Below are 24,010 nucleotides of genomic sequence, written 5' to 3'. Positions count from 1 at the left end.
CTGTGTCATGAGCTCGGACGGCAGACACGGCGCGACGGTCACTCTCGTCCGTGCACCCAAGGTGGCTCGCCCGGCACGGGAGTGGAACGGCCCGGCAGCGCGGCTGCTGGCGTCGACTCCCGACGCGGCAGCCGAGGCCGCGAAAGGCGCTCCGCGATGGAATCCGTGGCAGATCCTGGGTGGCCCCGGCACGGGTAAGACCTCCCTTGTCGCGGATTACGCCGTCTCGCGCATCGTCACCGGTGATCCGGAGTCGGTTCTGGTGCTCACACAGTCCAAACGGGCGGCAACCGCGGTGCGCGAGGTCATCACTTCGGGTCTCTTCAGTGGCGATCACGCACTACGAGCGACCCGTGAACCGTTGGTGCGCACGGTGCACTCCTACGCCTTCGCGGTGCTGCGGCTGCAGGCCTCGCTGTACGGCAATCCGCCACCGCGCTTGCTGACCGGTGCCGAGCAGGACGCCGTGGTGCGCGAGATGCTGCGCGGCGATCTCGAGGACGGGGCAGGCGACTGGCCGGAGCGACTGCGTCCGGCACTGGGCACCGCGGGATTCGTCACCGCGGTGCGAGACATGATGCTCAGGTCCGCCGAACGCGGGATCGGTCCGGAAGACCTCGTCAAACTCGGTCGCAAGCACGGCAGACCCGAGTGGGTTGCCGTCGGGAGGTTCGCCGCCGGATACGAGCAGGCCATGTTGTTGCGCGGTGCCGTCGGAGTGGAAGCGGCCGGAGCCACTGCACCTGGTCTGGACGCCGCCGAGCTGATCGGTGCCGCGCTCATGGCCTTCGCCACCGATCCCGAACTGCTGCGCAGCGAACGCGCCCGCATCCGGCACCTCGTCGTCGACGACGCGCAGCACCTCGATCCGCAGGCAGCACAGCTGGTTCGGCTGATCGGCACCGACACCGAATCCACCGTCGTCGCCGGAGATCCCGATCAAGCCGTGTTCACCTTCCGGGGTGCCGACCCCACCTTCGTGGCCGACCTGGTCGAGGTGGATTCGCCGCGTCGCGTGCTGCTCACTCGCAATCACCGGTCGGTGCCCGAGGTCGCGGAGCTGACCGACATCGTCGCCGGACGGCTGCCCGGGCTCGGTCGGCACCGATGTCCCGAACCGGTGGGCACCGCCCGATTCGGTGCACCGGCAGTGCGAGTGCACGTCGTGTCCTCGCCAGCGAAGGAGGCGGCGATCATCGCCGACGCCATGCGTCGGGCCCACCTGATCGACGGCATGCCGTGGTCCGAGATGGCGATCGTGGTGCGGTCCGTGCCGCGCACCCTCGCACCGTTGCGGCGGGCTCTGCACGGCGCAGGGGTTCCGATGATCACCCCGACTTCGGAGCTGCCGCTGCACCGGCAGCACGGGGCAGTGGGTCTCCTGCTGGTACTACGGGCGATCTCCGACCCGAGCTTCGACGGTGAAGATGCACTCGCGTTGCTCTCCGGGCCGATCGGCGGAGCCGACCCGGTGGGTCTGCGGCGATTGCGCCGGGGAGTGCGCAGGCTCGAGCTCGCATCGGGCGGCGAGCGCGACTCGGCCGAGTTGCTCAGAGTCGTACTCACCGACGACGCTCGGGGGAGTGCCGGTTGGACGAACGGACTCTCGGACGTGGAGTCCGCCCCGTTGCGCCGAGCCCTCGGTGTCATCCGGAAGGCGCGGGCCCTCGCCCGCACGGGCCGCGGTGTCGAGGACGTTTTGTGGGCGGCGTGGCAGGCTTCGGGCCTCGAGCGGCGTTGGGCCGCCGCGTCCGCCTGGGGTGGTTCGGCCGGTGCCCAGGCCGACCGCGACCTGGATGCGGTGGTGGCGCTGTTCGATGCGGCGGCAGCATACGTGGACAGGTTGCCGCGGGCACAGATCGGTGGATTCCTCGATTACATTGCGCAGCAGGAGATTCCCACTCTGAACTCACACCGCCCCACGGTTCGAGCCGACGCGGTGACGCTGCTGAGCGCGCATTCTGCGGCGGGTCGGGAATGGGAGCTCGTCGCGGTTGCCGGGGTGCAGGAAGGGCTGTGGCCGGGTCTGCGGTCACGCGGCAGCCTGCTGGGCACCGACACTCTGGTCGACCTCGCGTCCGGCAAGGTCGATGCCGCTGCGGCGCTCGACGGGCGACTGTCGAAGTCGGCTCCGTTGCTGGCCGAGGAGCGCACGCTTTTTCTGGTGGCGTGCAGCCGCGCTCGATCGACCTTGCTCGTCACCGCCGTCGATTCCAGTACCGGAGATGCCGATCTGGTCCGGTCGCGATTCGTGGACGAACTACGCGGCGTCGACGGCGGAGAGGAATCGGATCTCGCACCCGAGCTCCCCGGGCCGGAGACTGCACACCGAGTGTTGGCGCTGCCCATGCTGGTGGCCGAACTGCGGAGTGTGGTGTGCGATCCGGTTGTCGCCGAACAGGATCCGGACAAGCGAGCCCGAGCGGCCCGGCATCTGGCCACTCTCGCCCACGCCGGTGTCCGCGGCGCACATCCCGACGAGTGGTTCGGGGTGGCAGGGCCCAGTACCGACGCGCCGCTGTGGCAGCTCGGCGACGGTCCGGTGCCGCTGTCGCCGTCCACGGTGGAACAATTGACCACCTGTCCGCTGCGGTGGATGCTCGAACGTCACGGCGGCAACGACGGCACCAACACCCATGCGGTCACCGGCACGCTCGTGCACACTCTCGTCCAGGCGGTGGCCGGTCGGATACCGCCGGAGCAACTCCGGCGTGCCCTCGAAACAGCATGGGATGCAGTGGATCTCGGATCGCAGTGGTACTCGCGGCACGAGCTCGACCGAACCGGGGCGATGCTCGGGACCTTCGAGGCGTGGCTGCAGGGCAGTCGAGGCGAGCTCACCGAGGCCGGAGTCGAAGTGCGCGTCGACGGCATACTCGACGCCCGGTCCGAGGACGAGCCTGCGGTGGCGTTGCGCGGTCGCATCGACCGACTCGAGCACGATCCGGACGGTCGGCCGGTGATCATCGACGTCAAGACGGCGAAGACCGTCATGTCGAAGGAGGACGCACGAAACCATCATCAGTTGGCCACCTATCAGGTCGCGGCGGCAGCCGGTGCCATCGAGGGCGAACCCGCGGGCGAACCCGGCGGAGCGCGGCTGGTGTTCGTGGCCAAGCCCCACAACAAGGACGGGGCGACGCAGCGTGTCCAGGAAGTGCCGACACCGGAGAAACTCGGGGAGTGGCGAGACACCGTGCACCAGGCCGCATCGGCAACGCAGGGACCCACGTTCGAGGCGCGGATCAACGACGGTTGCAGGCACTGCCCGGTCAAGTCCAGTTGCCCGGCACACGAGACGGGTAGGCAGGTGACCGAACAATGACGACAGCGACGAAGACACGGACCGGTTCGGTGCGGGTGTCGCCGGTCGAGCTCGCCCGGGCGCTCGGGCAGAAGCATCCACCGACCGACGAACAGGCCGCTGTGATCGCAGCGCCGCCCGGCCCGACGCTTGTCGTCGCGGGGGCAGGTGCGGGCAAGACCGAGACCATGGCTGCCCGCGTGGTGTGGATGGTGGCCAACGGTTTCGTCGACCCCGACCAGGTTCTGGGTCTGACCTTCACCCGAAAAGCCGCACAGCAGTTGACCTCTCGGATCAGAGCTCGACTGGCTCGGCTGGCCGGATCCGATCTGGTGCGCGCACTCGACCCCGGGCTGGGATTGCGCGAGCGAATCCTCGGTGCCGAGCCGGAAGTGAGCACCTACCACTCCTATGCAGGCCGATTGCTCACCGAGCACGGCTTGCTGTTGCCGATCGAACCGTCCGCGACACTGCTCTCGGAAACCGAACTGTGGCAGCTGGCCCACCGGGTCGTCAGTACCTGGGACGGCGACCTGGACACCGACCGCAACCCCACGTCGGTGACCGAGGCGGTACTCGCGCTCTCCGGTCAGTTGGCCGAGCATCTGGTCGATCCCGAGGATTTGCGGCACGCGCACGTGGAGCTGGAGAAATTGGTGCACACGCTCGGGCCGGGGCCGCGACAACGCGGTGGCCCCACCAAGGAGTTGCTGAACATCCTCGACGCACAGCATCAACGAATCGAGTTGCTGCCGTTGGTGGAACGGCTGGCGCAGACTCTGCGGCGCGAGGGCGCACTGGATTTCGGCTCGCAGATGTCGATGGCGGCGCGGGTCGCTGCCGAGCACGCCGAGGTGGGCATCGCAGAGCGGCAACGCTTCCGGCTCGTATTGCTCGACGAGTACCAGGACACCGGCCATGCCCAACGCGTCCTGCTGTCGTCTCTGTTCGGATCCGGCAGCGACCCGCAGTTGGCCCTGACCGCCGTCGGCGACCCGATGCAGTCGATCTACGGGTGGCGCGGCGCATCGGCAGCGAATCTGCCTCGGTTCGCCACCGATTTTCCGAAGGCGGACGGAAGCCCCGCGCCTCGGCTCGAATTGCTCACCAGCTGGCGAAATCCGCCCGAGGCATTGACGCTGGCCAACCTGATCACCGACCCATTGCGCCGCGTCGGCGTGCCGGTGCCGACTCTGCGAGCCCGCCCGGGTGCGGTTCCCGGTGATGTCCGACTGGCCGTCACCGACACCGTTCCGGACGAACGAGAGTGGATCGCCGACCGGATCGCGGGGGAGTACCGCGCTGCCCTCGAGCAGGATCGGCCGCCGCCCACCGCTGCGGTTCTGGTGCGCCGCAACGCCGACGCCGAGCCGATCGCTGAGGTGCTTCGCAGCCGCGGATTACCGGTGGAGGTCGTCGGGCTCGGTGGATTGCTGCACGTTCCCGAGGTGGCCGACATCATCGCGATGCTGCGGCTGGTAGCCGACCCCACTGCGGGTAGCTCGGCGATGCGCATCCTCACCGGCTCGCGGTGGCAGATCGGGCCGACGGATCTGCGGGCACTCTCGCAGCGCGCCCGAGAACTCGAGATCCGCGGCGGGTACGGCACCGCGGGTCGCGTCGACGACCCGCAGGCACTCGACGCTGCGCTCGGTAGCGCCCTGCCCGGCGAGCAGTCGGAGCAGGCCGGTCTGGCCGACGCGATAGCCGATCCCGGTCCGGCCGAGCGGTACTCGGAAGTGGGGCATCGCCGGATCGTCGCGCTGGCGGGCGAGCTGCACCTGCTGCGCGATCGAATCGGTCAGCCGCTGACGGAATTGGTCGGCGACATCGAGCGGATCATGGGCATCGGTGTCGAAGCTCAGGCCCGCACGCCGATCAGCACCGACGGCGCGGTCGGTCGTGAACATCTCGACGAATTCGCCCATGTGGTAGCCGATTACGCCGACAATCCGACCGCCACGGTCACCGGGTTCCTGTCGTTCCTCGCCGCCGCGGCGACGGTCGAGGACGGCCTCGCCCCCGGTGAGGTCGACGTCGCCCCCCATCGCGTTCAGGTGCTCACCGTCCATTCCGCGAAAGGCCTCGAATGGGAGGTGGTGGCGGTCCCGCACGTGGCGAAGGGTGTGTTCCCCTCCTCGAACGCATCCTCGACCTGGCTCGGGGCGATGGCCGAGCTGCCGCCGTCGTTGCGCGGTGACCGCGCACTCGACGGAGAAGGATCGGAAGGGGTTCCGGTCCTCGAACTCGACCGGCTCCACAATCGCAAGGACCTCGAGGACGCCGTCAAGAGCCACAAGGATGCGCTGGCGAGGCGTCGACTCGCCGAGGATCGCCGACTGTTCTACGTGGCACTCACCCGAACCGAACGGGTGTTGCTCGTATCCGCGCATCACTGGGACGAGACCGCCACGAAGCCACGTGGGCCGTCGGAATTTCTCGACGAGTTGCACACGCAAATCGAAGAATTCGCCGACATCGCGGTGATCGAGCAGTGGGCACCGGCACCGGAGGACGGGGCGTCGAACCCACTCGGAGCCGTGCCGCACACCGCGTCCTGGCCGCGCGATCCCCTCGGTCCCAGACGAGCAGCGATCGAGAGCGGAGCGCAGGAAGTGTTGCGCGCGCTGGCAGACATCTCGGCCACGCCGAGCGAAGAAGACGACGGTGTCCAGGATCGAACCGAGGAGGACCCCGAGAACTGGGCCGCGGACGTCGACACTCTGCTCGCCGAGCGAGCCGCGAGATCGGTCGCGGGAGTCGACGTGGCTCTTCCCGGCAACCTGTCGGTGACGCAGCTGGTCGACCTCGCAGCCGACCCCGATGCGTTGGCGTCACGCCTGCGGAGGCCGCTGCCGTTCCCACCGAACCCGTTGGCGCGCAGAGGAACTGCGTTTCACGCCTGGATCGAACGGAGGTTCGGCGCGACTCGACTGCTCGACCTCGACGAATTGCCGGGCTCGGCCGACACCGGGGCATCGGCCGACGTGGACCTCGAAACGCTCCAGCAGGCGTTCCTCGAATCGGAGTGGTCGCTCCGCAGCCCCGTCGAAGTGGAGGTGCCGTTCGAGACGTCCGTGGCGGGAACGGTACTGCGAGGACGCATCGACGCGGTGTTCGCGGACCCGGACGGCGGCTGGACCGTCGTCGACTGGAAGACGGGCGCAGAGCCGACGGCGTCGGAACAGCGGGCGGTAGCGATGCAGCTCGCGGCCTACCGATTGGCCTGGGCCGAGCTGATGTCCATCGGGCGCACCGAACCGGTACCGCTCGACCGAGTGCGCGCAGCGTTCCACTATGTGCGCAGCGGTCACACCATTGCGCCCGAGAACCTACCGGACGCAATAGAATTGGCCCAGCTGCTGGAGGGCCCGGTCGGTCCCGAGCAGCCGGGAGCTACGGTGCGTTCCGACGGGCTTTCAGAGCCTCGGTGACCAATGGAATCTGCAGTGGCAGACGGGCGATCATCGCTGCTTTGAGAGCCGGCGAGGTCTTCGGGCTCTGCACGTACTTGTATGCCAGGTTGATGTTGGCGGGGAACACCACGACGAACAGGGTGGCCGCGAGTGCGCCGCCCAGTCGACGGGTCCGCGGTGCGGCCAGCGTCGCAGCCACGGCGAGTTCAGCGACCCCCGAGACCTGCGTGTAGGTCCGCGCCGAACCCGGCAATGCCGTCGGTACCTGGGCATCGAAGAACTTCGGAGTGACGAAGTGGAGAACTCCGGCTCCGGCGAGCAGTCCCGCGAGACGCAATGCGGCTGCCTGACTCGATCTCTGTGTCATACGCATACCGTGCCACACCCTGCGTCGTCGGCACGGAAGCCTGGCATGGGGTTACGCTGCGTGCCGTGAATGATCTCGACTTCGGTGAGTACCTCGGCGGCCGACGTGGCAGGTAGGTTGCGAGCGCGCCTGAGTGACAGTGGCGCGCTGACCGACAAGCCCGACTTCGCGCTCGTCGGAGTGCTCCGGGTACCGGAACTGGAATCGAGTCCGTGGCGCGCCATCTACAAGCGGGTTCTGATGGCGCTGGGGATACTGCTGCTCGCGTCGTTCGTGGTGTACCTCGATCGCGATGGATACAGCGACACCCAGGACGGCGAACTGTCCTTCCTCGACTCGTTCTACTACGCGACGGTGTCGCTCTCGACGACGGGATACGGTGACATCGCACCGGTGAGTGCGTCGGCGCGACTGGTCAACATCCTGGTCATCACACCCCTTCGGGTCCTTTTCCTCATTCTGTTGGTCGGTACCACGCTGTCGGTTCTCACCGAGCGTTCCCGGCAGGCATTCAAAATTCAGCGATGGAGACGCAGCGTGCGCAATCACACCGTGGTCATCGGTTTCGGCACCAAGGGCCGTACCGCAGTCGACGCGATGCTCGGAGACGGCGTGTCGGCGTCCGACATCGTCGTGGTCGACACCGATCAGATGGTGCTCGACACCGCGTCGGCGATGGGCTTGGTCACCGTCCACGGTTCTGCGACCAAGTCCGATGTGCTCAGGCTCACCGGTGCCCAGCACGCGTCGGCCATCATCGTGGCGACCAATCGAGACGACACCGCAGTTCTGGTGACTCTGACCGCCCGCGAGATCGCTCCGAAAGCGAAGATCGTCGCCGCCATCAGGGAAGCGGAGAATACGCACCTGCTGCGTCAGTCCGGGGCCGATTCGGTGGTCGTCTCGTCCGAGACCGCGGGACGTCTGCTCGGGATCGCCACGTCGACTCCGTCCGTGGTGGAGATGATCGAGGATCTGTTGACCCCGGAGGCGGGCTTCGCGATCGCGGAGCGTGAAGTTGAGCGTGACGAGGTCGGCGGATCTCCGAGACACCTCACCGACATCGTTCTCGGAGTGGTGCGGGCCGGCAAACTGTTCCGAGTCGGCACTCCCGAAGTCGACGCGATCGAGGCGTCCGACCGACTGCTCTACATCCGTCGCGTGGGCGACTAGCCACAGCCAAGTAGGGTCGTGCGCGTGCCGAAATTCCAACTCGCTCACCCACCTCGACTGTCCCGATCGCCACTGAACAGGGCAGAGGAACTGCGCCGAGACACCGCAGCGTTGGCGGCGGGTTGGCCGACTGCTCGGGTCCTGAACGTGGACGGCAGAGGCAGATTCCCGGTGGACGAGAACGGCCTCGTGCTCGGCCCTGCCGCGGACGTCGCTGCCGAGCCGACGGCCGATGCGGTCTTTCTCGGAATTCACGGCGATCGACACCTGTGGGCCCGCCGGGTCGAGGTCGTGGCAGGCACGGTCGGCGACCTGCGTACCGACGGTGATCGATTGGACAGCAACGCGTTGTCGATGGTGACCGGTGCCCTGGCGATCCTCAACTGGCATGCGAGCGCGCAGTTCAGTTCACTCGACGGTGCGGCGTCCGTTCCGTCGAGCGCGGGGTGGTCGCGGACGAGCACGTCCACCGGTCACGAGGAATTCCCGCGTACCGATCCGGCGGTGATCTGTCTGGTTCACGACGGTGGCGATCGAGTGCTGCTGGCGCGAGCTCCTGCGTGGCCCGAGCGTCGGTTCTCGGTGCTGGCGGGTTTCGTCGAGGCCGGTGAGTCGCTGGAAACCTGTGTGACACGGGAGATCAGAGAAGAAGTGGGCCTCGACGTCTCCGCTATCGAGTATCTGGGGAGCCAGCCCTGGCCGTTTCCGCGTTCGGTGATGATCGGGTTCTCCGCCGTCGCCGACCCGGAGCAACCGCTCCATTTTCAGGACGGCGAGATCGCCGAGGCCCATTGGTTCGATCGAGCAGAAGTTGTTGCCGCACTCGAGCTGGGCGACTGGGGATCGGATTCGACCTCCCGGCTGCTTCTTCCTGGCTCGATCTCCATCGCCCGTGGAATGCTCGAGGCGTGGGCGGCGACGGCCTGACGGCCGGTCAGAGTGACAGTGCGCGCTTGACCTCGGCCAGAGTGGGATTCGTGGCCGTCGAGCCGTCGGCGAACAGCACGGTCGGCACCACATGGTTGCCGTTGTTGACGCTGCCGACGAAGTCGGCCGACTCGGGGTTCTGCTCGATGTCGATCTCGGCGTACTCGATTCCGGCCTGGTCGAGCTGGGTCTTGAGCCGGCGGCAGTAACCGCACCACGTGGTGGAGTAGACGGTCAGCGCGGCCGGGGTCTGTGGGGTGTTCTCGGTAGTGGTCACGCCAACAGTCAACAGGAGCGCCGACGCGATTGTTCCGGCCGACACCTGCATCGGCCGTTGGCCACCCGCTTCGGCCCCGGGTGGAACTGTCGGTACGCACTGACACAATGGACCCCATGGCTGACGACGCGATGACCGCCGGACTCGATCCGGAGCAATCCGCGGCGGTACTGGCTCCCCGCGGACCGGTCTGCGTCCTGGCCGGTGCGGGCACGGGCAAGACCCGCACGATCACCCGACGCATCGCCCACCTCGTCTCGGCCGGTCACGTGTCTTCGGGGCAGGTACTGGCGGTGACGTTCACCGCGCGTGCGGCCGGTGAGATGCGCGGCCGCCTGCGTGAGCTCGGCGTCGGGGGAGACGGTCCTCCGGTGCAGGCTCGCACGTTTCACGCCGCGGCCATGCGTCAGCTCAAGTACTTCTGGCCGCAGGTGGTCGGCGACACCGGATGGCAGCTTCTCGATCGCAAGTTCACCGTTGTCTCGCAGGCGGCCAACCGGGCCGGTGTGTCGACGTCGACAGACGCCATCCGAGATCTCGCGGGAGAGATCGAATGGGCCAAGGGATCGTTGATCGCACCCGAGGACTATCCGCGCATCGCGGCGAGCAACCGCCGCGACGTTCCGATGGACGCGATCAAGGTCGCTGCCGTGTACGCCGGCTACGAGGAGCTCAAGTCCCGCGGCGGCGACTCGATGTTGCTCGATTTCGACGACCTTCTGTTGCACACGGCCGCTGCCCTCGAAGAACATTCGTCGGTGGCCGACGAGTTCCGTGAGCGCTACCGCTGCTTCGTCGTCGACGAGTACCAGGACGTGACGCCGTTGCAGCAACGGGTACTCGACGCCTGGGTGGGCGAGCGTGACGATCTCACCGTCGTCGGCGACGCGAACCAGACCATCTATTCCTTCACCGGCGCATCTCCGCGGTATCTCCTCGACTTCTCACGGAAGTACCCCGAGGCCACCGTGGTTCGGCTCGAGCGCGACTACCGGTCGACGCCCGAGGTGGTGTCGCTGGCGAACCGCGTCATCGGAGCCGCCCGCGGTCGCATCGCCGGCACCCGATTGCAATTGATCGGTCAACGCCAGCCGGGACCGGAGCCGGAGTTCTTCGAATACGACGACGAGCCTGCGGAAGCCGACGGTGTGGCGCGTGCGATCAAGAGGTTGATCTCGAAGGGCACCTCGCCGGCCGAGATCGCGATTCTGTACCGCATCAACGCACAGTCGGAGGCACACGAGCAGGCGTTGACCGAGCTGAAGATCCCTTATCAGGTTCGCGGCGGTGAGGGGTTCTTCACCAGGCCCGAGGTGCGGCAGGGAGTCAACGCGTTGCGGCAGGCAGGCGGTCGCGACGATCTGCCCGACGGCGCGCAGGCGGGCGAGGGACTACCGGCTCTGGTGCGAGCGGTGCTGGCTCCGCTCGGCCTGACGGCCACCGAGCCGACGGGTGCGCAGGCCCGCGAGAAGTGGGCATCGCTCGGCGGTTTGGTGCAGCTCACCGAAGAACTTCTGGTGCACGAGCCGGACCTGACCCTCGAGAAGTTGTTGGGGGAGCTCGCCGCACGTGCCGAGGCGCGGCATCCACCGACGGTGCAGGGCGTCACTCTCGCCTCGCTGCATGCGGCGAAGGGACTCGAGTGGGACGCGGTGTTCATCGTCGGTCTCGCCGACGGCACCCTGCCGATCTCGCACGCGATCGGCAACGACCCCAGTGCCAACAACGAGGCGGCCGTCGAGGAGGAACGCAGGCTGCTCTACGTCGGTGTCACGCGCGCCCGAGTCCACCTGCATCTGTCATGGGCACTCGCCCGCAACGAGGGCGGACGCAAATCGCGGCGCCGGTCGAGGTTTCTGAACGGTCTGATTCCCGAGGACTCGCCCGCCTCGCGTATTGCCGCGCCCGCGGCCAAGAAGTCCGGTCCCAAGTGTCGGTTGTGCGGCAAGCCCCTGATCGGCACGTCTGCGACCATGTTGGGTCGGTGCGACAGTTGTCCGTCGAACGTCGACATCGCCCTGCTCGATGCACTGAAGTCGTGGCGACTGGACAAGTCCCGCGAACTGAAGGTGCCCGCGTACGTCGTGTTCAGCGACAACACGCTGACGGCCATCGCGGAGCAGCAACCGCAGGACGAGCGTGGGCTGGTGGCGATTCCGGGAATCGGGGCCAAGAAGCTGGAGCGGTTCGGCGAAGAAGTTCTCACCGTGGTGCGGGCCTCGGACACGTGACGCGGAGGTACGGAAATCTCCGCGAAACCGCAGGTAGAAAATAACTTGTGCAGATATCGGCAGGGGGCTTAGTCTGTTTCACGTGCCGCGGGAGATCGCGCACTGTCCAATCCGCCAACGAGACCAGAACAGGAGCTGAAGAAATGATCAACACATTGCACGCCGCCGTTGCCCACGCAACCGTCGCGTTCAGCCCTGTCCTCGGCACGGCACCTTTCGGAGTTGCCCCCCTCGGCACTCATGCCGCCGCCGCAGGCTCTGTTGCGCAGACGTGGATTCGTTCCTCTGCTTTCGGCCCCATGCAGGAGTCCGCATATGCGGCCTCGGGTTCGAATTCCGCCCAGGTCGCCCTGGCACCAGGAGCGAAAGCCGTTGCTCAGGCAGCCCGACGTCACCGCGCACCTTGTGCGTCCGTGCTCGACAGCAGACACCGACTTCACTGTCGGTAGACGCTTCGACAAGCCCCACCAGGCCACGGACCCGCACACGCGGACCGTGGCCTTTCTCGTTCAGGTAGTTCCTCTATCCGAGCGTGAGGCCGACAGGTTCGCATCACCCCTCGAACCGATAACGACGCCGCACGAAAAGTAGAGGAGACCGACGTGTCAACCGCCACGATCCGGACGACATGCCGACCAGAGTCCGAGAGTGCCTACGCTGCACAGTGTTCGACCGAATCGGTCGAGCTGGCACTGTCGGTGCCATGCCGAGCGGCGAACCCCGACATGTGGTTTGCCGACACCCCTGCCGAACTCGAGCAGGCCAAGGCGCTGTGCGCCGAATGCCCCATCCGGCGTACCTGCCTGAGCGCGGCCCTCGACCGCGCTGAGCCGTGGGGCGTGTGGGGCGGTGAGATCCTCGAGCAGGGTGTCGTCATCGCCCGCAAGCGTCCCCGCGGACGGCCGCGGAAGAACGCAGCATGATCCACGAGACCGGTGCCCGGTTTCGCCGAACGAATCAGTCGGCGAAGCCGGGCAGCCACTCGGTGAGGATGGCCATGTACGGCGCGTAGGCGTCCAGCTGCGCGCAGATTCCGACCAACCCGCCGAGGACTCGGAAGATCATTACGTACTCGGCAGGCATGTTCAACGCGCGAACGGTGCGGAACTGCGCGCTGTTGAAATCCGTAGCGGTGCCCGCAGCTTTCTGCAGCCAAGCCCGGGTGAAGTGGAACGATTCGGTGTGGATCGGATCGGTGAAGGGACGCAGATAATCTTCGATCTCCTTCTCCGTGACGGTGCGGCCCGGCACCACGAACCCGCTCTCGGTGAACAGTTCGACGAGTTCGTCGAACTTCTCGTCGCGTGCGAGCGAGACCATCCGACCCAGGACGGGCGGGAGACCGTCGGGCATCGGGGCACAGGCACCGAAATCGATGACGCCCATGCGTCCGTCGTCGAGCATCATGAAATTGCCCGGATGAGGATCGGCGTGCAGCAACTTCGCGCGCGCCGGAGACACGAATGCGAACAACGCGAGCAGTTCGCCCGCCTGATTACGTTCCTCGGTCGTTCCGTTCGCGATCACATCGGCCAGCGGCCGACCCGTCATCCATTCGCTGACAACGACTTTGGGTGCGCTGGCGACGATCTTGGGAATGGCGAACTGGGGATCGCCTGCAAATTCCTTGCTGAAGGCACGTTGATTCGCCGCTTCGATGCGGTAGTCGAGCTCGTCCTCGGTACGGGCCGTCAATTCCTCGAGCACCGGCTTGACGTCCGTGCCCGCGAGCACCGTGCTGAACAGGTTCGCGAACCTGTTCAGCGTCTTGAGGTCGGAGCGCAATGCGTCGTCCGCGCCGGGGTACTGGATCTTCACCGCGACATCGCGTCCATCCGACCACGTTGCTCGGTGCACCTGTCCGATGCTGGCCGAGGCGATCGCAGTGTCGTCGAAATCGAGAAAACGTGACCGCCACGCAGTTCCGAGTTGCTGGTCCAACACCCGATGCACGGTCTTCGCGGGCATGGGCGGTCCCTGCGCCTGCAGCTTGGTCAGTGCCTCGCGGTACGGCTCCGAGAACTCCTCCGGAACGGCCGCTTCCATCACCGAGAGCATCTGCCCGAGCTTCATGGCACCGCCCTTGAGCTCCCCGAGGACGGAGAAGAGCTGTTCTGCTGCTTTGGCGGCCATGTCCGCATCGATTTCATCGCGATTGCCGCCGGCGAGCTTCTTGCCGAACCCTACGGCAGCACGACCGGCCATTCCGAGGGGAATGCTGGCCAGTTTTGCAGTACGAGTCGATCCACGGCGCGGTATGTCAGACACAGCTCCATCATGGCTGAACCTTCCGACAATTGCTCGGACCGCCCCGCACCGACCCCTGTCGGTCGAGGTGAACTCACTTTCGGTGCGTTTCGTCAGTGCCAGCAATCGCAGTGCGGATGCTTCGACCACAGCCGTTTGTGCACCGTGGTTCCGGCCGCTGCGAAGTCCAGTTCCATGGTGCAGTCGGCGGTCTCGGGTAGGGCGGAGTCGGAACGGCCGATGAGGTTCTCCAACTGAGCGAACGCGAACGCTGCCGTGGCCAGCACCGTCGCGCTGCTGGCTTGGCCGACCGTGCCGAGCAGTTGGGCGGACAGATGCGGCCACTCCGGCTCGAAGTCGCAGCGCGTCAGATCTGCACACCGCAGGCAACTCGTCCGACCGGGCACCACGAAGGGCCCGACGATGCCCTTCCCATCTCGTAGCCGCACCTGCAGATGCGGGATGCGCAGACGCACCAGATCGGTCACCAGTCGAGGTTCGGCAACCAGATCGTCGGCGAGTACCACGACGTCGTAGCTCCATGACCTCACCACCGAGTGCGGGTAGCGCGTCGGGGTCAGACTCGTTCGGCTCACCGTGACACCGGTTCGACTCAGACCGGAGGCCAACGCGTCCGAGATCGGACCCCGCCCCACGAGGTGGACGGTCTTCACCGCCCCCGGTCCGGTCTGCGAGGCCTGCAGCGAGGCGTCGGGCACCACCGGTTCGCTCGTGCCGTGCATCAGCAACCCGGAATCTTCCAGTTCGCCGAGCATCGCCGATGTTCGATTGGCGGACAGTCCCAATGTCATTGCGTGACAGACGATGTGAGGTCTGGAGTGGCCCGCGGCGAGTAGTCGGAGAATGTCGAGTATCGAGCCCGGCTCGGCACCGGGAGGTGGAGTGACGACGACGCTGGTCTCGGGATTCCAGCCCAACTGAACGGTGCCGTCTCGACGCGGCAAAATTGCTACCGCAGGATCGAGTCGAACGGTCGGTGTGATCATGGAACACACTCTGGCAGCGCCGACAGCGAAGAACGCCCGCTCAGGGCACGTTATCCACAGGGTGGAAGTGCCTCCGAGCAGGCGTTCGACGACCTCGATCGAAGTGGTGCGAAACCGGCCGGTTCAGGTTGTGGATGAACCCTTCTCGGGATCACCGTCGGTGCCCTTGCCGTCGTTTTCGGCGGCACGTTCGGCGGCCTCGGCTGCCTCCATGGCTTCGAGCTGCGCGATCGGGTCGTCGAAGCTTGACGTTCCACCGCCGACGACTCGGTCGATGAAGGCCGCGGGGTTGTCGAGGTCCGACGAGTCGGGCAGCAGGTCGGGGTGTGCCCACACACCGTCCCGTCCCTCGATGTCGGCTGCGGCGAGGAGCTGACGCCACAGATCGGCTGCTTCGCGGACCTTGCGGGGTCGTAGTTCGAGGCCGACCAGCGTCGCGAATGTCTGTTCGGCAGGGCCTCCCGACGCTCGGCGGCGCCGGATCGTTTCGCCGAGCGCGACGGCACCGGGCAGGCGGTCGCCCAGAGCGGCCGCAACCACCGTCTCGACCCATCCTTCGACCAAGGCGAGCAGCGTCTCGAGACGCTCGAGTGCGTGCTTCTGCTCCGGCGTCGTCTGTGGCTCGAACGCACCCTGTTGCAGGATCGCCTCGATCTTCGACGGATCGGTCAGCGCGGACGGGTCGAGCCCTGCGGCGGCCTCCTCGATGGCCGAGAAGTCCATCCGGATGCCACGCGCGTACTCCTCGACTGTAGCCAGAACCCGCTGCCGCAGCCACGGAATGTGGCTGTACAGCCGCTGGTGGGCGGCTTCACGGGCGGCGAGGAACACCAACACCTCACGGTCGGGCTGCTCGAGTCCCTCACTGAACGACGCGATGGCCGACGGCAGCAGCGCCGCCGTGCCCGACGGTCCGAGGGGCAGGCCGATGTCGGTGGACGTCAGAACCTCCTTGGACAGCTGGCCGAGAGCTTGGCCGAGCTGCGAGCCGAACGCCATCCCGCCCATCTGCGTCAGCATGCCCATCATCGGCCCGGCCATCTGCTGGGCCTCGGCGGGCAGTCCCGATGTCCACATGCCCGAAATCTGCTCGGCGACGGGGTCGCACAGGCGCTTCCAGGTGTCGATCGTGTTGTCGAGCCAGTCGACCGGCGTCCACGCAACGGTTTTCGTGGCACCGGCCGGCAAAGTCGTCGCCCCGTCCAGCCACAGCTCGGCCAGGTGCGCGGCGTCGGTGACGGCCTCTCGTTCGCCTGCCGACACCGGGCTGAAATCGCCCATCTGCTGGCGTGCCAGCTGCTTGGCCAGGTCGTAGTTCACCGGTCCCGACCCGGTCCCGCCTGCGGCTCCCATTCCGCTGAGCATCTGGCCGAACTGGGTGAGCATCTGGCCCAGCTGTGCGGGGTCGAAGCCCTCGCCACCGAAGCCGAAACCGGCAGGGTTGCCCGAGCCGTCCGGATCCTTCTTCTTGTCCGGGTCGTCGTCGGAGGCACCGAAACCAAAATTGCTCATGACTCAACGGTACAAGCCCGACGAACGGAGAGAGTGGTGGATCGTCACGCTGACGGCGAACAGTCCGGGCCGTGAGAAGTCGGCGCTGACGCACTCGGTAGGGGCGGTCTGCACGGTCGACCGTATTCGGATCTAGTGTCTACGGAGTGAACCGAAGGATCGCCACTCTCGTCGCTGCGCTGCTACCCGTGGTGGTGCTGGGCGTCACCGGCTCGGTCGTCACCGTTCCGTTCGCCGCTCTCGGCCCCGGCCCGACGTACAACACCCTCGGTGACGTCGACGGGGTGCCCGTGGTGCAGATCGACGGAACCGAGGTCGATCCGACCGCGGGCCACTTGAACATGACGACCGTGGCCGTGCGCGATCAGCTCAACCTGTTCGAGGCTCTCGGCTTCTGGGCCAGCGGCAGGCAAGGACTGGTTCCGCGCGAGGAGGTCTATCCGCCGGACAAGTCGAAGGAAGAAGTTCAGGAAGGCAATCAGGCGGACTTCGAGGAGTCGGAGTCCAGCGCCGAACTCGCCGCGCTGCATCATCTGGATCTGCCGGTGTCGCTGGCGGTGGCCAGCGTGGCCGATGACGGGCCCGCTGCCGGCGTGCTGAACGTGGGGGACACGCTCGTCTCGGTCGGCGACACCCCCGTGGCCACGGCATCGGCGGTTCGTGAGGCGGTCAGCTCCCGAGCCCCCGGTGATTCCGTCGAGATCGAGTACGTCCGGGACGGCATCACACAGACGGGTTCGGTGGTACTCGGAGCCCGGCCCGACGACGACGCGTTGGGGTACCTCGGCGTCACGCCCGAGGAGCAGCCCGATGTGCCGTTCGAGGTGAAGTTCAACCTCGCCGACGTCGGCGGACCGTCGGCCGGACTGATGTTCAGCCTGGCCGTGGTCGACAAGCTCAGTCCCGGTGAGCTGAGCAACGGAGAGTTCGTCGCGGGGACGGGAACCATCGACGCCGAAGGCACGGTCGGCCCCATCGGCGGTATTCCTTACAAGCTGATCGCCGCCCGCGAGGCCGGAGCCACCACGTTCCTGGTGCCGGACGCCAACTGCGGTGAGGCGCAACAGAACGTCCCCGACGGCCTCAGATTGGTGCGTGTCGAATCGTTGGACAGTGCTGTCGACTCGCTGCAGGCGATCGGCTCGGGCGGCGACGCGCCGTCCTGCAGCTGACCCGGCCCGGCCGCTAGTCGTCGTCGTCGACGACGTCGAACGTCGCGTAGAGGCCGTGCACGACGTTGGGGGCCAGGTCCGGCGCGATGCGAAGGTCGATGGGCGCGAATGGATCGGCGTCCTCGTCCGGGTGCAACTGCAGCAGAGTCAAGGACGGACCGTCCTTGAGGACGGCGACGATCAATCGAGCATCCCGTTTCTCGGGATGGTTCTCGGCAGCCGAGCGCGCTGCCTCGTCGGCCGCATCGGGATCGGCGAGCAACGGCATCAAGGCATCGTCGAGTGTCGATTCGGCGGCGGGGGGAAGGACCACGATCTCCTGGACCAGTGCGCATCCGACGACACCTTCGGGCCATGTGGAGGTGGCCAGGAACTCGTCCAGGGCGGGGGAGCCGCCGGTGATGTCCTCGGGCAGCGAATGTTGCTGAATGGGAGTCAGTGCAGCGCCGTCGGCAAGATCGTCGAGGAGTCCGGGCTCTGCCGCGGCGAGCGCTGCGGTGGGTACCAACGCGAACATCTGCGGGGCCTGGTGCCAACCGCCTGCCTCGACGAAATCCGCCACTTCGCGAGCACATCGAGCCAGAGCCTCGGCCACTTCCTGCCCACCCGACTCGGGGTCGAACTCGTCACCGAAATGGTCTTCGCCGGGCAGTCCGTTGCTGTCGTTGCTCACCGCACTATCCTCGCATCCGGATGGTTCCATGGACGCCGACGCTCCTGACCTGCGACCAGCAGTGGCCGCAGTACGGGCGTCGCAGCCGTAGGATCAACGTACGTACAGTAGGGCGAAACGGACATGCGGCGCACGACGAGTGCGCCGAAGAAGTCATCTGCGGCGCCGGTCGGCGTCGCCCGAAGTTGGAGTGTGGCACGTGGGCATGAGGCCCCCCACCGGTATGCCGTCCTTGTCGCGGCGAAGCCGGATCTTGCTCGTATTGGCCTTGGTAGCAGCAGGTCTGCTTCTCATCGGTCCCCGTCTGATCGACGTTTACACGAACTGGCTGTGGTTCGGTGAGGTCGACTTCCGCGGCGTGTACACCACTACTCTGCTGACGCGGTTGGTGATCTTCCTCGTCGTTGCCCTGGTCGTCGGGCTCATCATCTTCGCGGCACTGCTGTTGGCGTACCGCAATCGGCCGGTGTTCGTCCCGGTCGCCGGTCCCAACGATCCGATCGCGCGGTACCGCACCACGGTGATGAGCCGGCTGCGCCTGTTCGGCATCGGAATTCCGCTGGTGTTCGGATTCCTGTCCGGCATGATCGCTCAGGCCAACTGGGTGACGGTGCAGCTGTTCCTGCACGGGGGAGACTTCGGGACCACCGATCCGCAGTTCGGCCTCGACGTCGGGTTCTACTCGTTCGACCTCCCGTTCTACCGGTTCATCCTCAACTGGCTGTTCGTGGCCGTCGTATTAGCCTTCCTTGCGAACCTGCTGACGCAGTACGTGTTCGGTGGTATTCGCCTGGCCGGACGCGAGGGTGCACTCACTCGTGCTGCGCGTATTCAACTGGCGGTGATCGCGGGCAGCTTCGTTCTGCTCAAGGCCGTCGCATATTGGTTGGACAGGTACACGCTTCTGTCGAGCAGCCGCAAGGAACCCACGTTCAGCGGTGCCAGCTTCACCGACATCAACGCGGTGTTGCCGGCCAAACTGATTCTGCTCGCGATCGCCGTGATCTGTGCGATCGCCTTCTTCGCGGCGATCTTCCTCCGTGATCTCCGGATTCCGGCCTTGGCCACGGCATTGCTGGTCCTCTCGTCCATCCTGATCGGAGCCGTTTGGCCGCTGGTGATGGAACAGTTCTCGGTGCGCCCGAACGCGGCGGAGAAAGAGAGCACTTACATCCAGCGGAACATCACCGCGACGCGGGATGCGTACGGAATCGGCGACGACGTCGTCGAGTACCAGGACTACTCGGGAGAGAGTTCGCAGAATCCGCGCGAGAGCGAGGCGGACAGGACCACCATCGCCAACACTCGTCTGCTGGACCCGAACGTGTTGTCCCGCACCTTCACCCAGCAGCAGCAGCTGAAGAACTTCTTCGGTTTCCCCGACACACTCGACATCGACCGGTACGAGATCGACGGGCAGCTGCAGGACTACATCGTCGCTGCTCGCGAGCTCTCGCCGCAGTCCCTGACCGGCAACCAGACGGACTGGATCAACCGGCACACCGTCTACACACACGGGAACGGCTTCGTTGCAGCTCCTGCCAACAGGGTCAACGCAGCTGTGCAGGATCCGACCGCCGAGGGTGCCAACAGCAACAGCGGCTACCCGATCTACACGGTCAGCGATATCGCGTCGCAGGATTCCCAGCAGGTCATTCCGGTCGATCAGCCCCGTATCTACTACGGCGAAGTCATCGCCGCAGCGGATCCGGACTACGCGATCGTCGGCGCTACCGGTACCGGGGACCGCGAGTACGACACCGACGAATCCAACTACACATACACCGGTTCGGGTGGCGTCTCGGTGGGCAATTGGTTCAACCGCCTGGCGTTCGCTGCGAAATACGCAGAGCGAAACATTCTCTTCTCCGGAGCTATCGGCGACGACTCGAAGATTCTGTTCGATCGCGATCCTCGTGATCGAGTGCAGAAGGTTGCGCCGTGGTTGACCACCGATACCGATTCGTACCCGGCGGTCGTGGACGGCAAGATCGTCTGGATCGTCGACGGCTACACGACGTTGAAGGACTACCCGTACGCTCAGCGGGCATCGCTGGACGGTCTGACCGTGGACAGCGTGGAGTCGACGACAGGTCGGCCACTTCCACGCGACGAGGTCTCGTACATCCGAAATTCCGTCAAGGCGACGGTCGACGCGTACGACGGCACCGTGACGCTGTACCAGGTCGATGACACCGATCCCGTGTTGAAAGCATGGATGGGCGTGTTTCCGAATTCGGTCCAGCCCGAGTCCGCGATCACGGACGAGCTCCGTTCGCACTTCCGCTACCCGGAGGACTTGTTCAAGGTTCAGCGAGAAATGCTGGCGAAGTACCACGTGGACAACCCCAACGAGTTCTTCACCAACAACGCGTTCTGGTCCGTACCGAGTGATCCGACCAGCAACAGCGGTGCCGGCAGTGATTTGAATCAGCCGCCCTACTACGTCCTGGTCGGCGATCCTGAGACCGGAGAGCCGTCGTTCCGGCTGACCAGCGCCATGGTCGGGTTCAACCGAGAATTGCTGGCTTCGTACATCTCGGTGCGGTCCGATCCCGACGACTACGGCAAGTTCACGGTTCTGCAATTGCCGACGCAGACGCAGACCCAGGGCCCGCAGCAGGCGCAGAACTCGATGACCTCCGACGCGCGGGTGGCATCGGACAGAACGCTGCTCGAGCAGTCGAACGAACTGCAGTACGGCAACTTGCTGACGCTCCCGATTGCAGACGGCGGAATCCTGTACGTGGAACCGCTGTACACCTCTCGGAAGAATGCTTCGACCTCGACGTTCCCGCAGTTGACGAAGGTTCTGGTCAGCTACCGGGAGCCGGGGGCGGAAGGTGGCGTCCGCGTCGGGTACGCGCCCAGGTTGTCCGAGGCGCTCGATCAGGTGTTCGGAGCGGGAACAGGCGCGGCTGCCACTGCTCCTGGTGGTGCTCCCGAGGATCCACAACCGGCCGAATCGGGAGGTACCTCGGGCGCTGAGGCCACAACGCCGGCTTCCCCGAATCCGGCTCCGTCCACCGGCGGCTCGGCAACACGGGACGCTGCGGTCACAGGGTTGAATGCCGCGCTCGAAGCCGTGCGCACTGCACAGCAGAGCGGAGATCTCGCAGAGCTCGGCACCGCGCTCGAAAATCTGCAGACCGCCGTCGACACGTACAACGGGGCCGGCAACTGATCGGTTCGGGTCAGGTCTGCTGACCCGAACCCGTTGATACGAGCGAAAGGGCCGCCTCACCGAATGGTGAGGCGGCCCTTTCGTCGTTCGTCACCTGGCTCGTGCGCGCGGCGCAGCGGCAAGGTGAGAGGCAGTTCTACGAACTGCCGGGTGATCAGCGTCCGATGGGCGCGAGCACCGGGGCGTTGGCAGCAACGAGGTGCTGGAACTGCGTGCTCAGGCCGTACTGGTCGGCGAGCTTGGACGCTGCGTCGAACGCGCCCTGTGCAGCCTGCGTGGCCGCTGCGGCCTCGGGAGCCACGGCCGGTGCCGGTGCCGGTGCCGGCTGCGGTGCCGGTGCGGGAGCTGCCTCGGGCGCGGGAGTGGAGGCACCGGTGCTCAGCTGCTTTCCGCACGTGGGCCATGCGCCCGGTCCCTGAGTCTGCAGGGTGTTCTCCGCTACGCGGATCTGCTCGGCCTTGGATGCGTTGGCCGGTGACCCGGTTCCACCGTTGGCCGTCCAGGTGCTCTGCGAGAATTGCAGGCCACCGTAGTAGCCGTTTCCGGTGTTGATGCTCCAGTTGCCGCCGCTTTCGCACTGTGCGACCGCGTCCCAGTTGTTCGGGGCTGCGTTGGCGGTTCCGGCAGAGACGCCGAGGGGGATGGCTACGGCGGCACCGGCGACAACGGCAAATCCGAGTGCGCGCTTACCGAAATTGTTCTGAGTGGTCATGCGGGGTGAATCCTCTCCGCGCTCGACTGGCGCGACTGGCCTGCAATCACCTCGCCGGGAATATCTGACGTTCGTGACCAGGCACTTCGTATCGTCGCGGCTCTGCCCCCGTACGTATTGGGGACCACACCCGCGGGGCAGAGCGAAGGAAGCGGCGGGGTGGTGCAGGCCCAGCGGTTTAGGGCCGTCCGTGAAGGTAGTCGAGGATCTGCTCACCGTCACTGAGCCGGAATGGGATGACTGGTGTCCACATGCTGGGATGAAAGGGGGTATCTTTGCAGCTCAGACGCGCTCGTGGCGCTATTGTTTCTACTTCGTAACCCGAACGTTATGTGACTCGAAACACGTACCAAAAGAGACGCGGAGCACTATTTCGAGCCGCCTTCGGCGTGATATCTGCGCGTCGCGATGCGCTCGTTCGGGTGCGCACGACCGCAGAGAAGTCACGTGATTTGCATTGGCTGTACGCACGGTAGTAACTTCGTAGTTGCAACGCGGGGTGGAGCAGCTCGGTAGCTCGCTGGGCTCATAACCCAGAGGTCGCAGGTTCAAATCCTGTCCCCGCTACCACTGAAGAAGACCCAGGACGAATGTCCTGGGTCTTTTTTCCGTTCCCATGTGTGCATGAACGGCCGCTCTGACGAAGGGCGAACGCGATACCGCCGAAAGGACGACTCGTATGATTCTTCCCGCCGTTCGGGACCCTCGCCTCATCACCGTGCAGCGCGGCGGACTTCTGTCAGACGACGACCACCGGAGCCTCGCGCTCTGGGCGGCCGAGTGTGCGGAACACGTTCTCCCTTTGTTCGAGACGGTCGAACCCGCCGATTGCCGACCGCGCGAGGCGATCGAGGCCACCCGCGCGTGGGTGCGCGGCGAACTCGCGATGATGGCCACCCGCGCCCTGGGCGGCCACGCCATGGGAGCGGCACGACCGCTGGACGGTTGCTCTCGCTTCGCCGCATACGCCGCGGGCCAGGCGGCCTGCGTGGCTCACGTACCCGAACACGACCTCGGAGCGGCCGCCTACGCTATCAAGGCAGCTCGGGCGGCGGCACCTGCCGGCCGGGAGATGAGTGCAGGTAGGGAAGAGCTCGAGTGGCAGCGCGACCGGCTTCCGAACAGCGTGCGGCAGCTGGTGCTGGAGGACCAGAGGAGAAGAAACAGTATCTGTTGGTCCGTGTTCGACTGATCCCGCTACGTCACCGACACCGTGAAGAAGTCACGAGGCACGATTGCCGCGCGCACATCTTCCGGGGTCAGCGGTGACGCAGGTATCAGGGAGGCGTCGGGCAGGAACCGGATGGTGGTGCCGGTGTGCTCGGTCGGTTCGGTCGCCGCCAGCTCGGTCACGGGGACTCCGTGCTCGTATCGTCCGGTCCATGCACCATCGACCCGCCGGTTGGTGTGTTCGAGCATCTCGGACAGTGCCGCGACGGTGGACATCCCGCGTCTGGCATGGCCGTCGTCGAGCAGAACGGGTCGAGTTTCGTCGAAGAAGCGCACATCTTTCGTGCTGACGACAGGCTTTCGTACCGCAACGCCGTCGTCGAGTCTGGTGTCGGTGCCTCGACCGGTGTCGGAGACCTCGATCGTCCCGTCCGAGTGCACAGTCACGGTTGCGTCACCACCGCCCTGGTGTTCGGCTTCGTCCGCCGCGTAGGCGAGTACCTCGAGCACGAGGTGCAGGACTCCGCCGGGCGCGTATTCGCCGGGTCGGGACCTGATGTGCGACAGATGATCCAGATCGACGTCCACCGACCAGTCGTGTGTCGTCGTGGTCCAGGTGTGACGACTGGACATCGGGG

At 66.1% G+C, this 24,010-nt stretch carries 17 protein-coding genes and 1 tRNA gene; 10 read left to right on the top strand and 8 right to left on the bottom strand.

From position 1 onward, the window contains the following. The first annotated feature begins 7 nt into the window (after positions 1 to 7). A complete protein-coding gene (locus AYK61_RS06795) occupies positions 8 to 3,325 on the top strand; it encodes an ATP-dependent DNA helicase (RefSeq protein ID WP_121870259.1) in 3,318 nt (1,105 codons plus the stop codon). Further along, the gene (locus AYK61_RS06790; protein WP_121870258.1) at positions 3,322 to 6,738 is read left to right on the top strand and encodes an ATP-dependent helicase; all 3,417 of its coding nucleotides are present in this window, start codon (positions 3,322 to 3,324) and stop codon (positions 6,736 to 6,738) included. The genes AYK61_RS06795 and AYK61_RS06790 overlap by 4 nt, the downstream gene beginning before the upstream one ends. Here the strand turns inward: AYK61_RS06790 and AYK61_RS06785 are convergent. Next, positions 6,701 to 7,087 (bottom strand): hypothetical protein, encoded by a 387-nt coding sequence (locus AYK61_RS06785; protein WP_121870257.1) that lies wholly within the window; start codon positions 7,085 to 7,087, stop codon positions 6,701 to 6,703. The genes AYK61_RS06790 and AYK61_RS06785 overlap by 38 nt on opposite strands. 105 nt (positions 7,088 to 7,192) lie before the next feature. Here AYK61_RS06785 and AYK61_RS06780 point away from each other — a divergent pair, with 105 nt between their 5' ends. Continuing rightward, positions 7,193 to 8,260 (top strand): TrkA family potassium uptake protein, encoded by a 1,068-nt coding sequence (locus AYK61_RS06780; RefSeq protein ID WP_121872517.1) that lies wholly within the window; start codon positions 7,193 to 7,195, stop codon positions 8,258 to 8,260. Between the two features lie 24 nt (positions 8,261 to 8,284). Continuing rightward, positions 8,285 to 9,187, top strand: a complete 903-nt coding sequence (gene nudC / locus AYK61_RS06775; RefSeq protein ID WP_121872516.1) for an NAD(+) diphosphatase — start codon at positions 8,285 to 8,287, stop codon at positions 9,185 to 9,187. A 7-nt stretch (positions 9,188 to 9,194) separates the two neighbouring features. Here the strand turns inward: nudC and AYK61_RS06770 are convergent, their stop codons facing one another. Next, positions 9,195 to 9,464 (bottom strand): mycoredoxin, encoded by a 270-nt coding sequence (locus tag AYK61_RS06770; protein ID WP_032398313.1) that lies wholly within the window; start codon positions 9,462 to 9,464, stop codon positions 9,195 to 9,197. A 116-nt stretch (positions 9,465 to 9,580) separates the two neighbouring features. Between AYK61_RS06770 and AYK61_RS06765 the strand changes: the two genes are divergently transcribed. Together AYK61_RS06765 and AYK61_RS06760 are read left to right on the top strand one after the other, a co-directional pair. Continuing rightward, on the top strand, positions 9,581 to 11,695 hold the full coding sequence (locus AYK61_RS06765) for an ATP-dependent DNA helicase UvrD2 (protein ID WP_397484772.1): 2,115 nt from the start codon (positions 9,581 to 9,583) through the stop codon (positions 11,693 to 11,695). 602 nt (positions 11,696 to 12,297) lie between these two features. After that, on the top strand, positions 12,298 to 12,618 hold the full coding sequence (locus AYK61_RS06760; protein WP_032397690.1) for a WhiB family transcriptional regulator: 321 nt from the start codon (positions 12,298 to 12,300) through the stop codon (positions 12,616 to 12,618). A gap of 34 nt (positions 12,619 to 12,652) precedes the next feature. Here the strand turns inward: AYK61_RS06760 and AYK61_RS06755 are convergent, their stop codons facing one another. The 3 genes from AYK61_RS06755 to AYK61_RS06745 all read right to left on the bottom strand — a co-directional run bounded on the left by AYK61_RS06755 (position 12,653) and on the right by AYK61_RS06745 (position 16,461). After that, positions 12,653 to 13,963 carry an AarF/ABC1/UbiB kinase family protein gene (locus AYK61_RS06755; RefSeq protein WP_121872514.1) on the bottom strand — a complete coding sequence of 437 codons (1,311 nt, stop codon included), beginning with the start codon at positions 13,961 to 13,963 and terminating at the stop codon, positions 12,653 to 12,655. A 92-nt stretch (positions 13,964 to 14,055) separates the two neighbouring features. Next, positions 14,056 to 14,949, bottom strand: coding sequence for a hypothetical protein (locus AYK61_RS06750; protein ID WP_121870256.1), 894 nt, complete (start codon positions 14,947 to 14,949; stop codon positions 14,056 to 14,058). Positions 14,950 to 15,072: 123 nt separating this feature from the next. Then, on the bottom strand, positions 15,073 to 16,461 hold the full coding sequence (locus AYK61_RS06745) for a zinc-dependent metalloprotease (protein ID WP_121870255.1): 1,389 nt from the start codon (positions 16,459 to 16,461) through the stop codon (positions 15,073 to 15,075). A gap of 146 nt (positions 16,462 to 16,607) precedes the next feature. Here AYK61_RS06745 and AYK61_RS06740 point away from each other — a divergent pair, with 146 nt between their 5' ends. Then, positions 16,608 to 17,633 (top strand): PDZ domain-containing protein, encoded by a 1,026-nt coding sequence (locus AYK61_RS06740; protein ID WP_121870254.1) that lies wholly within the window; start codon positions 16,608 to 16,610, stop codon positions 17,631 to 17,633. Positions 17,634 to 17,646: 13 nt separating this feature from the next. Here the strand turns inward: AYK61_RS06740 and AYK61_RS06735 are convergent, their stop codons facing one another. Then, a complete protein-coding gene (locus AYK61_RS06735) occupies positions 17,647 to 18,228 on the bottom strand; it encodes a PPA1309 family protein (protein WP_121872513.1) in 582 nt (193 codons plus the stop codon). 277 nt (positions 18,229 to 18,505) lie between these two features. On the opposite strand from AYK61_RS06735, the gene AYK61_RS06730 reads away from it, so the two are divergent. Next, positions 18,506 to 21,490 (top strand): UPF0182 family protein, encoded by a 2,985-nt coding sequence (locus AYK61_RS06730; protein WP_183130191.1) that lies wholly within the window; start codon positions 18,506 to 18,508, stop codon positions 21,488 to 21,490. 154 nt (positions 21,491 to 21,644) lie between these two features. Here AYK61_RS06730 and AYK61_RS06725 read toward each other — a convergent pair whose 3' ends face one another. Then, the gene (locus AYK61_RS06725; RefSeq protein WP_121870252.1) at positions 21,645 to 22,202 is read right to left on the bottom strand and encodes a transglycosylase family protein; all 558 of its coding nucleotides are present in this window, start codon (positions 22,200 to 22,202) and stop codon (positions 21,645 to 21,647) included. 493 nt (positions 22,203 to 22,695) lie between these two features. On the opposite strand from AYK61_RS06725, the gene AYK61_RS06720 reads away from it, so the two are divergent. After that, positions 22,696 to 22,772, top strand: a tRNA-Met gene (locus tag AYK61_RS06720). 109 nt (positions 22,773 to 22,881) lie between these two features. After that, positions 22,882 to 23,394, top strand: a complete 513-nt coding sequence (locus AYK61_RS06715; protein ID WP_121870251.1) for a putative immunity protein — start codon at positions 22,882 to 22,884, stop codon at positions 23,392 to 23,394. Positions 23,395 to 23,399: 5 nt separating this feature from the next. Here the strand turns inward: AYK61_RS06715 and AYK61_RS06710 are convergent, their stop codons facing one another. Then, complete coding sequence (locus tag AYK61_RS06710) at positions 23,400 to 24,005, bottom strand: ATP-binding protein (protein WP_121870250.1); 606 nt, start codon at positions 24,003 to 24,005, stop codon at positions 23,400 to 23,402. Positions 24,006 to 24,010 lie beyond the last annotated feature (5 nt).

This window comes from Rhodococcus sp. SBT000017 (genome assembly GCF_003688915.1).
In the GTDB taxonomy this organism is placed as follows: Bacteria; Actinomycetota; Actinomycetes; order Mycobacteriales; family Mycobacteriaceae; genus Rhodococcoides.
Note: the sequence above shows the minus strand (reverse complement) of the source record. Positions and strands in the feature narration are given on the sequence as shown.

Coding starts and splice junctions, on each gene's coding strand:
- AYK61_RS06785 (WP_121870257.1), bottom strand. CDS start 7,087: ATGACACAGAGATCGAGTCAGGCAGCCGCATTGCGTCTCGCGGGACTG.
- AYK61_RS06745 (WP_121870255.1), bottom strand. CDS start 16,461: ATGAGCAATTTTGGTTTCGGTGCCTCCGACGACGACCCGGACAAGAAG.
- AYK61_RS06750 (WP_121870256.1), bottom strand. CDS start 14,949: ATGATCACACCGACCGTTCGACTCGATCCTGCGGTAGCAATTTTGCCG.
- AYK61_RS06790 (WP_121870258.1), top strand. CDS start 3,322: ATGACGACAGCGACGAAGACACGGACCGGTTCGGTGCGGGTGTCGCCG.
- AYK61_RS06715 (WP_121870251.1), top strand. CDS start 22,882: ATGATTCTTCCCGCCGTTCGGGACCCTCGCCTCATCACCGTGCAGCGC.
- AYK61_RS06765 (WP_397484772.1), top strand. CDS start 9,581: ATGGCTGACGACGCGATGACCGCCGGACTCGATCCGGAGCAATCCGCG.
- AYK61_RS06795 (WP_121870259.1), top strand. CDS start 8: ATGAGCTCGGACGGCAGACACGGCGCGACGGTCACTCTCGTCCGTGCA.
- AYK61_RS06710 (WP_121870250.1), bottom strand. CDS start 24,005: ATGTCCAGTCGTCACACCTGGACCACGACGACACACGACTGGTCGGTG.
- AYK61_RS06725 (WP_121870252.1), bottom strand. CDS start 22,202: ATGACCACTCAGAACAATTTCGGTAAGCGCGCACTCGGATTTGCCGTT.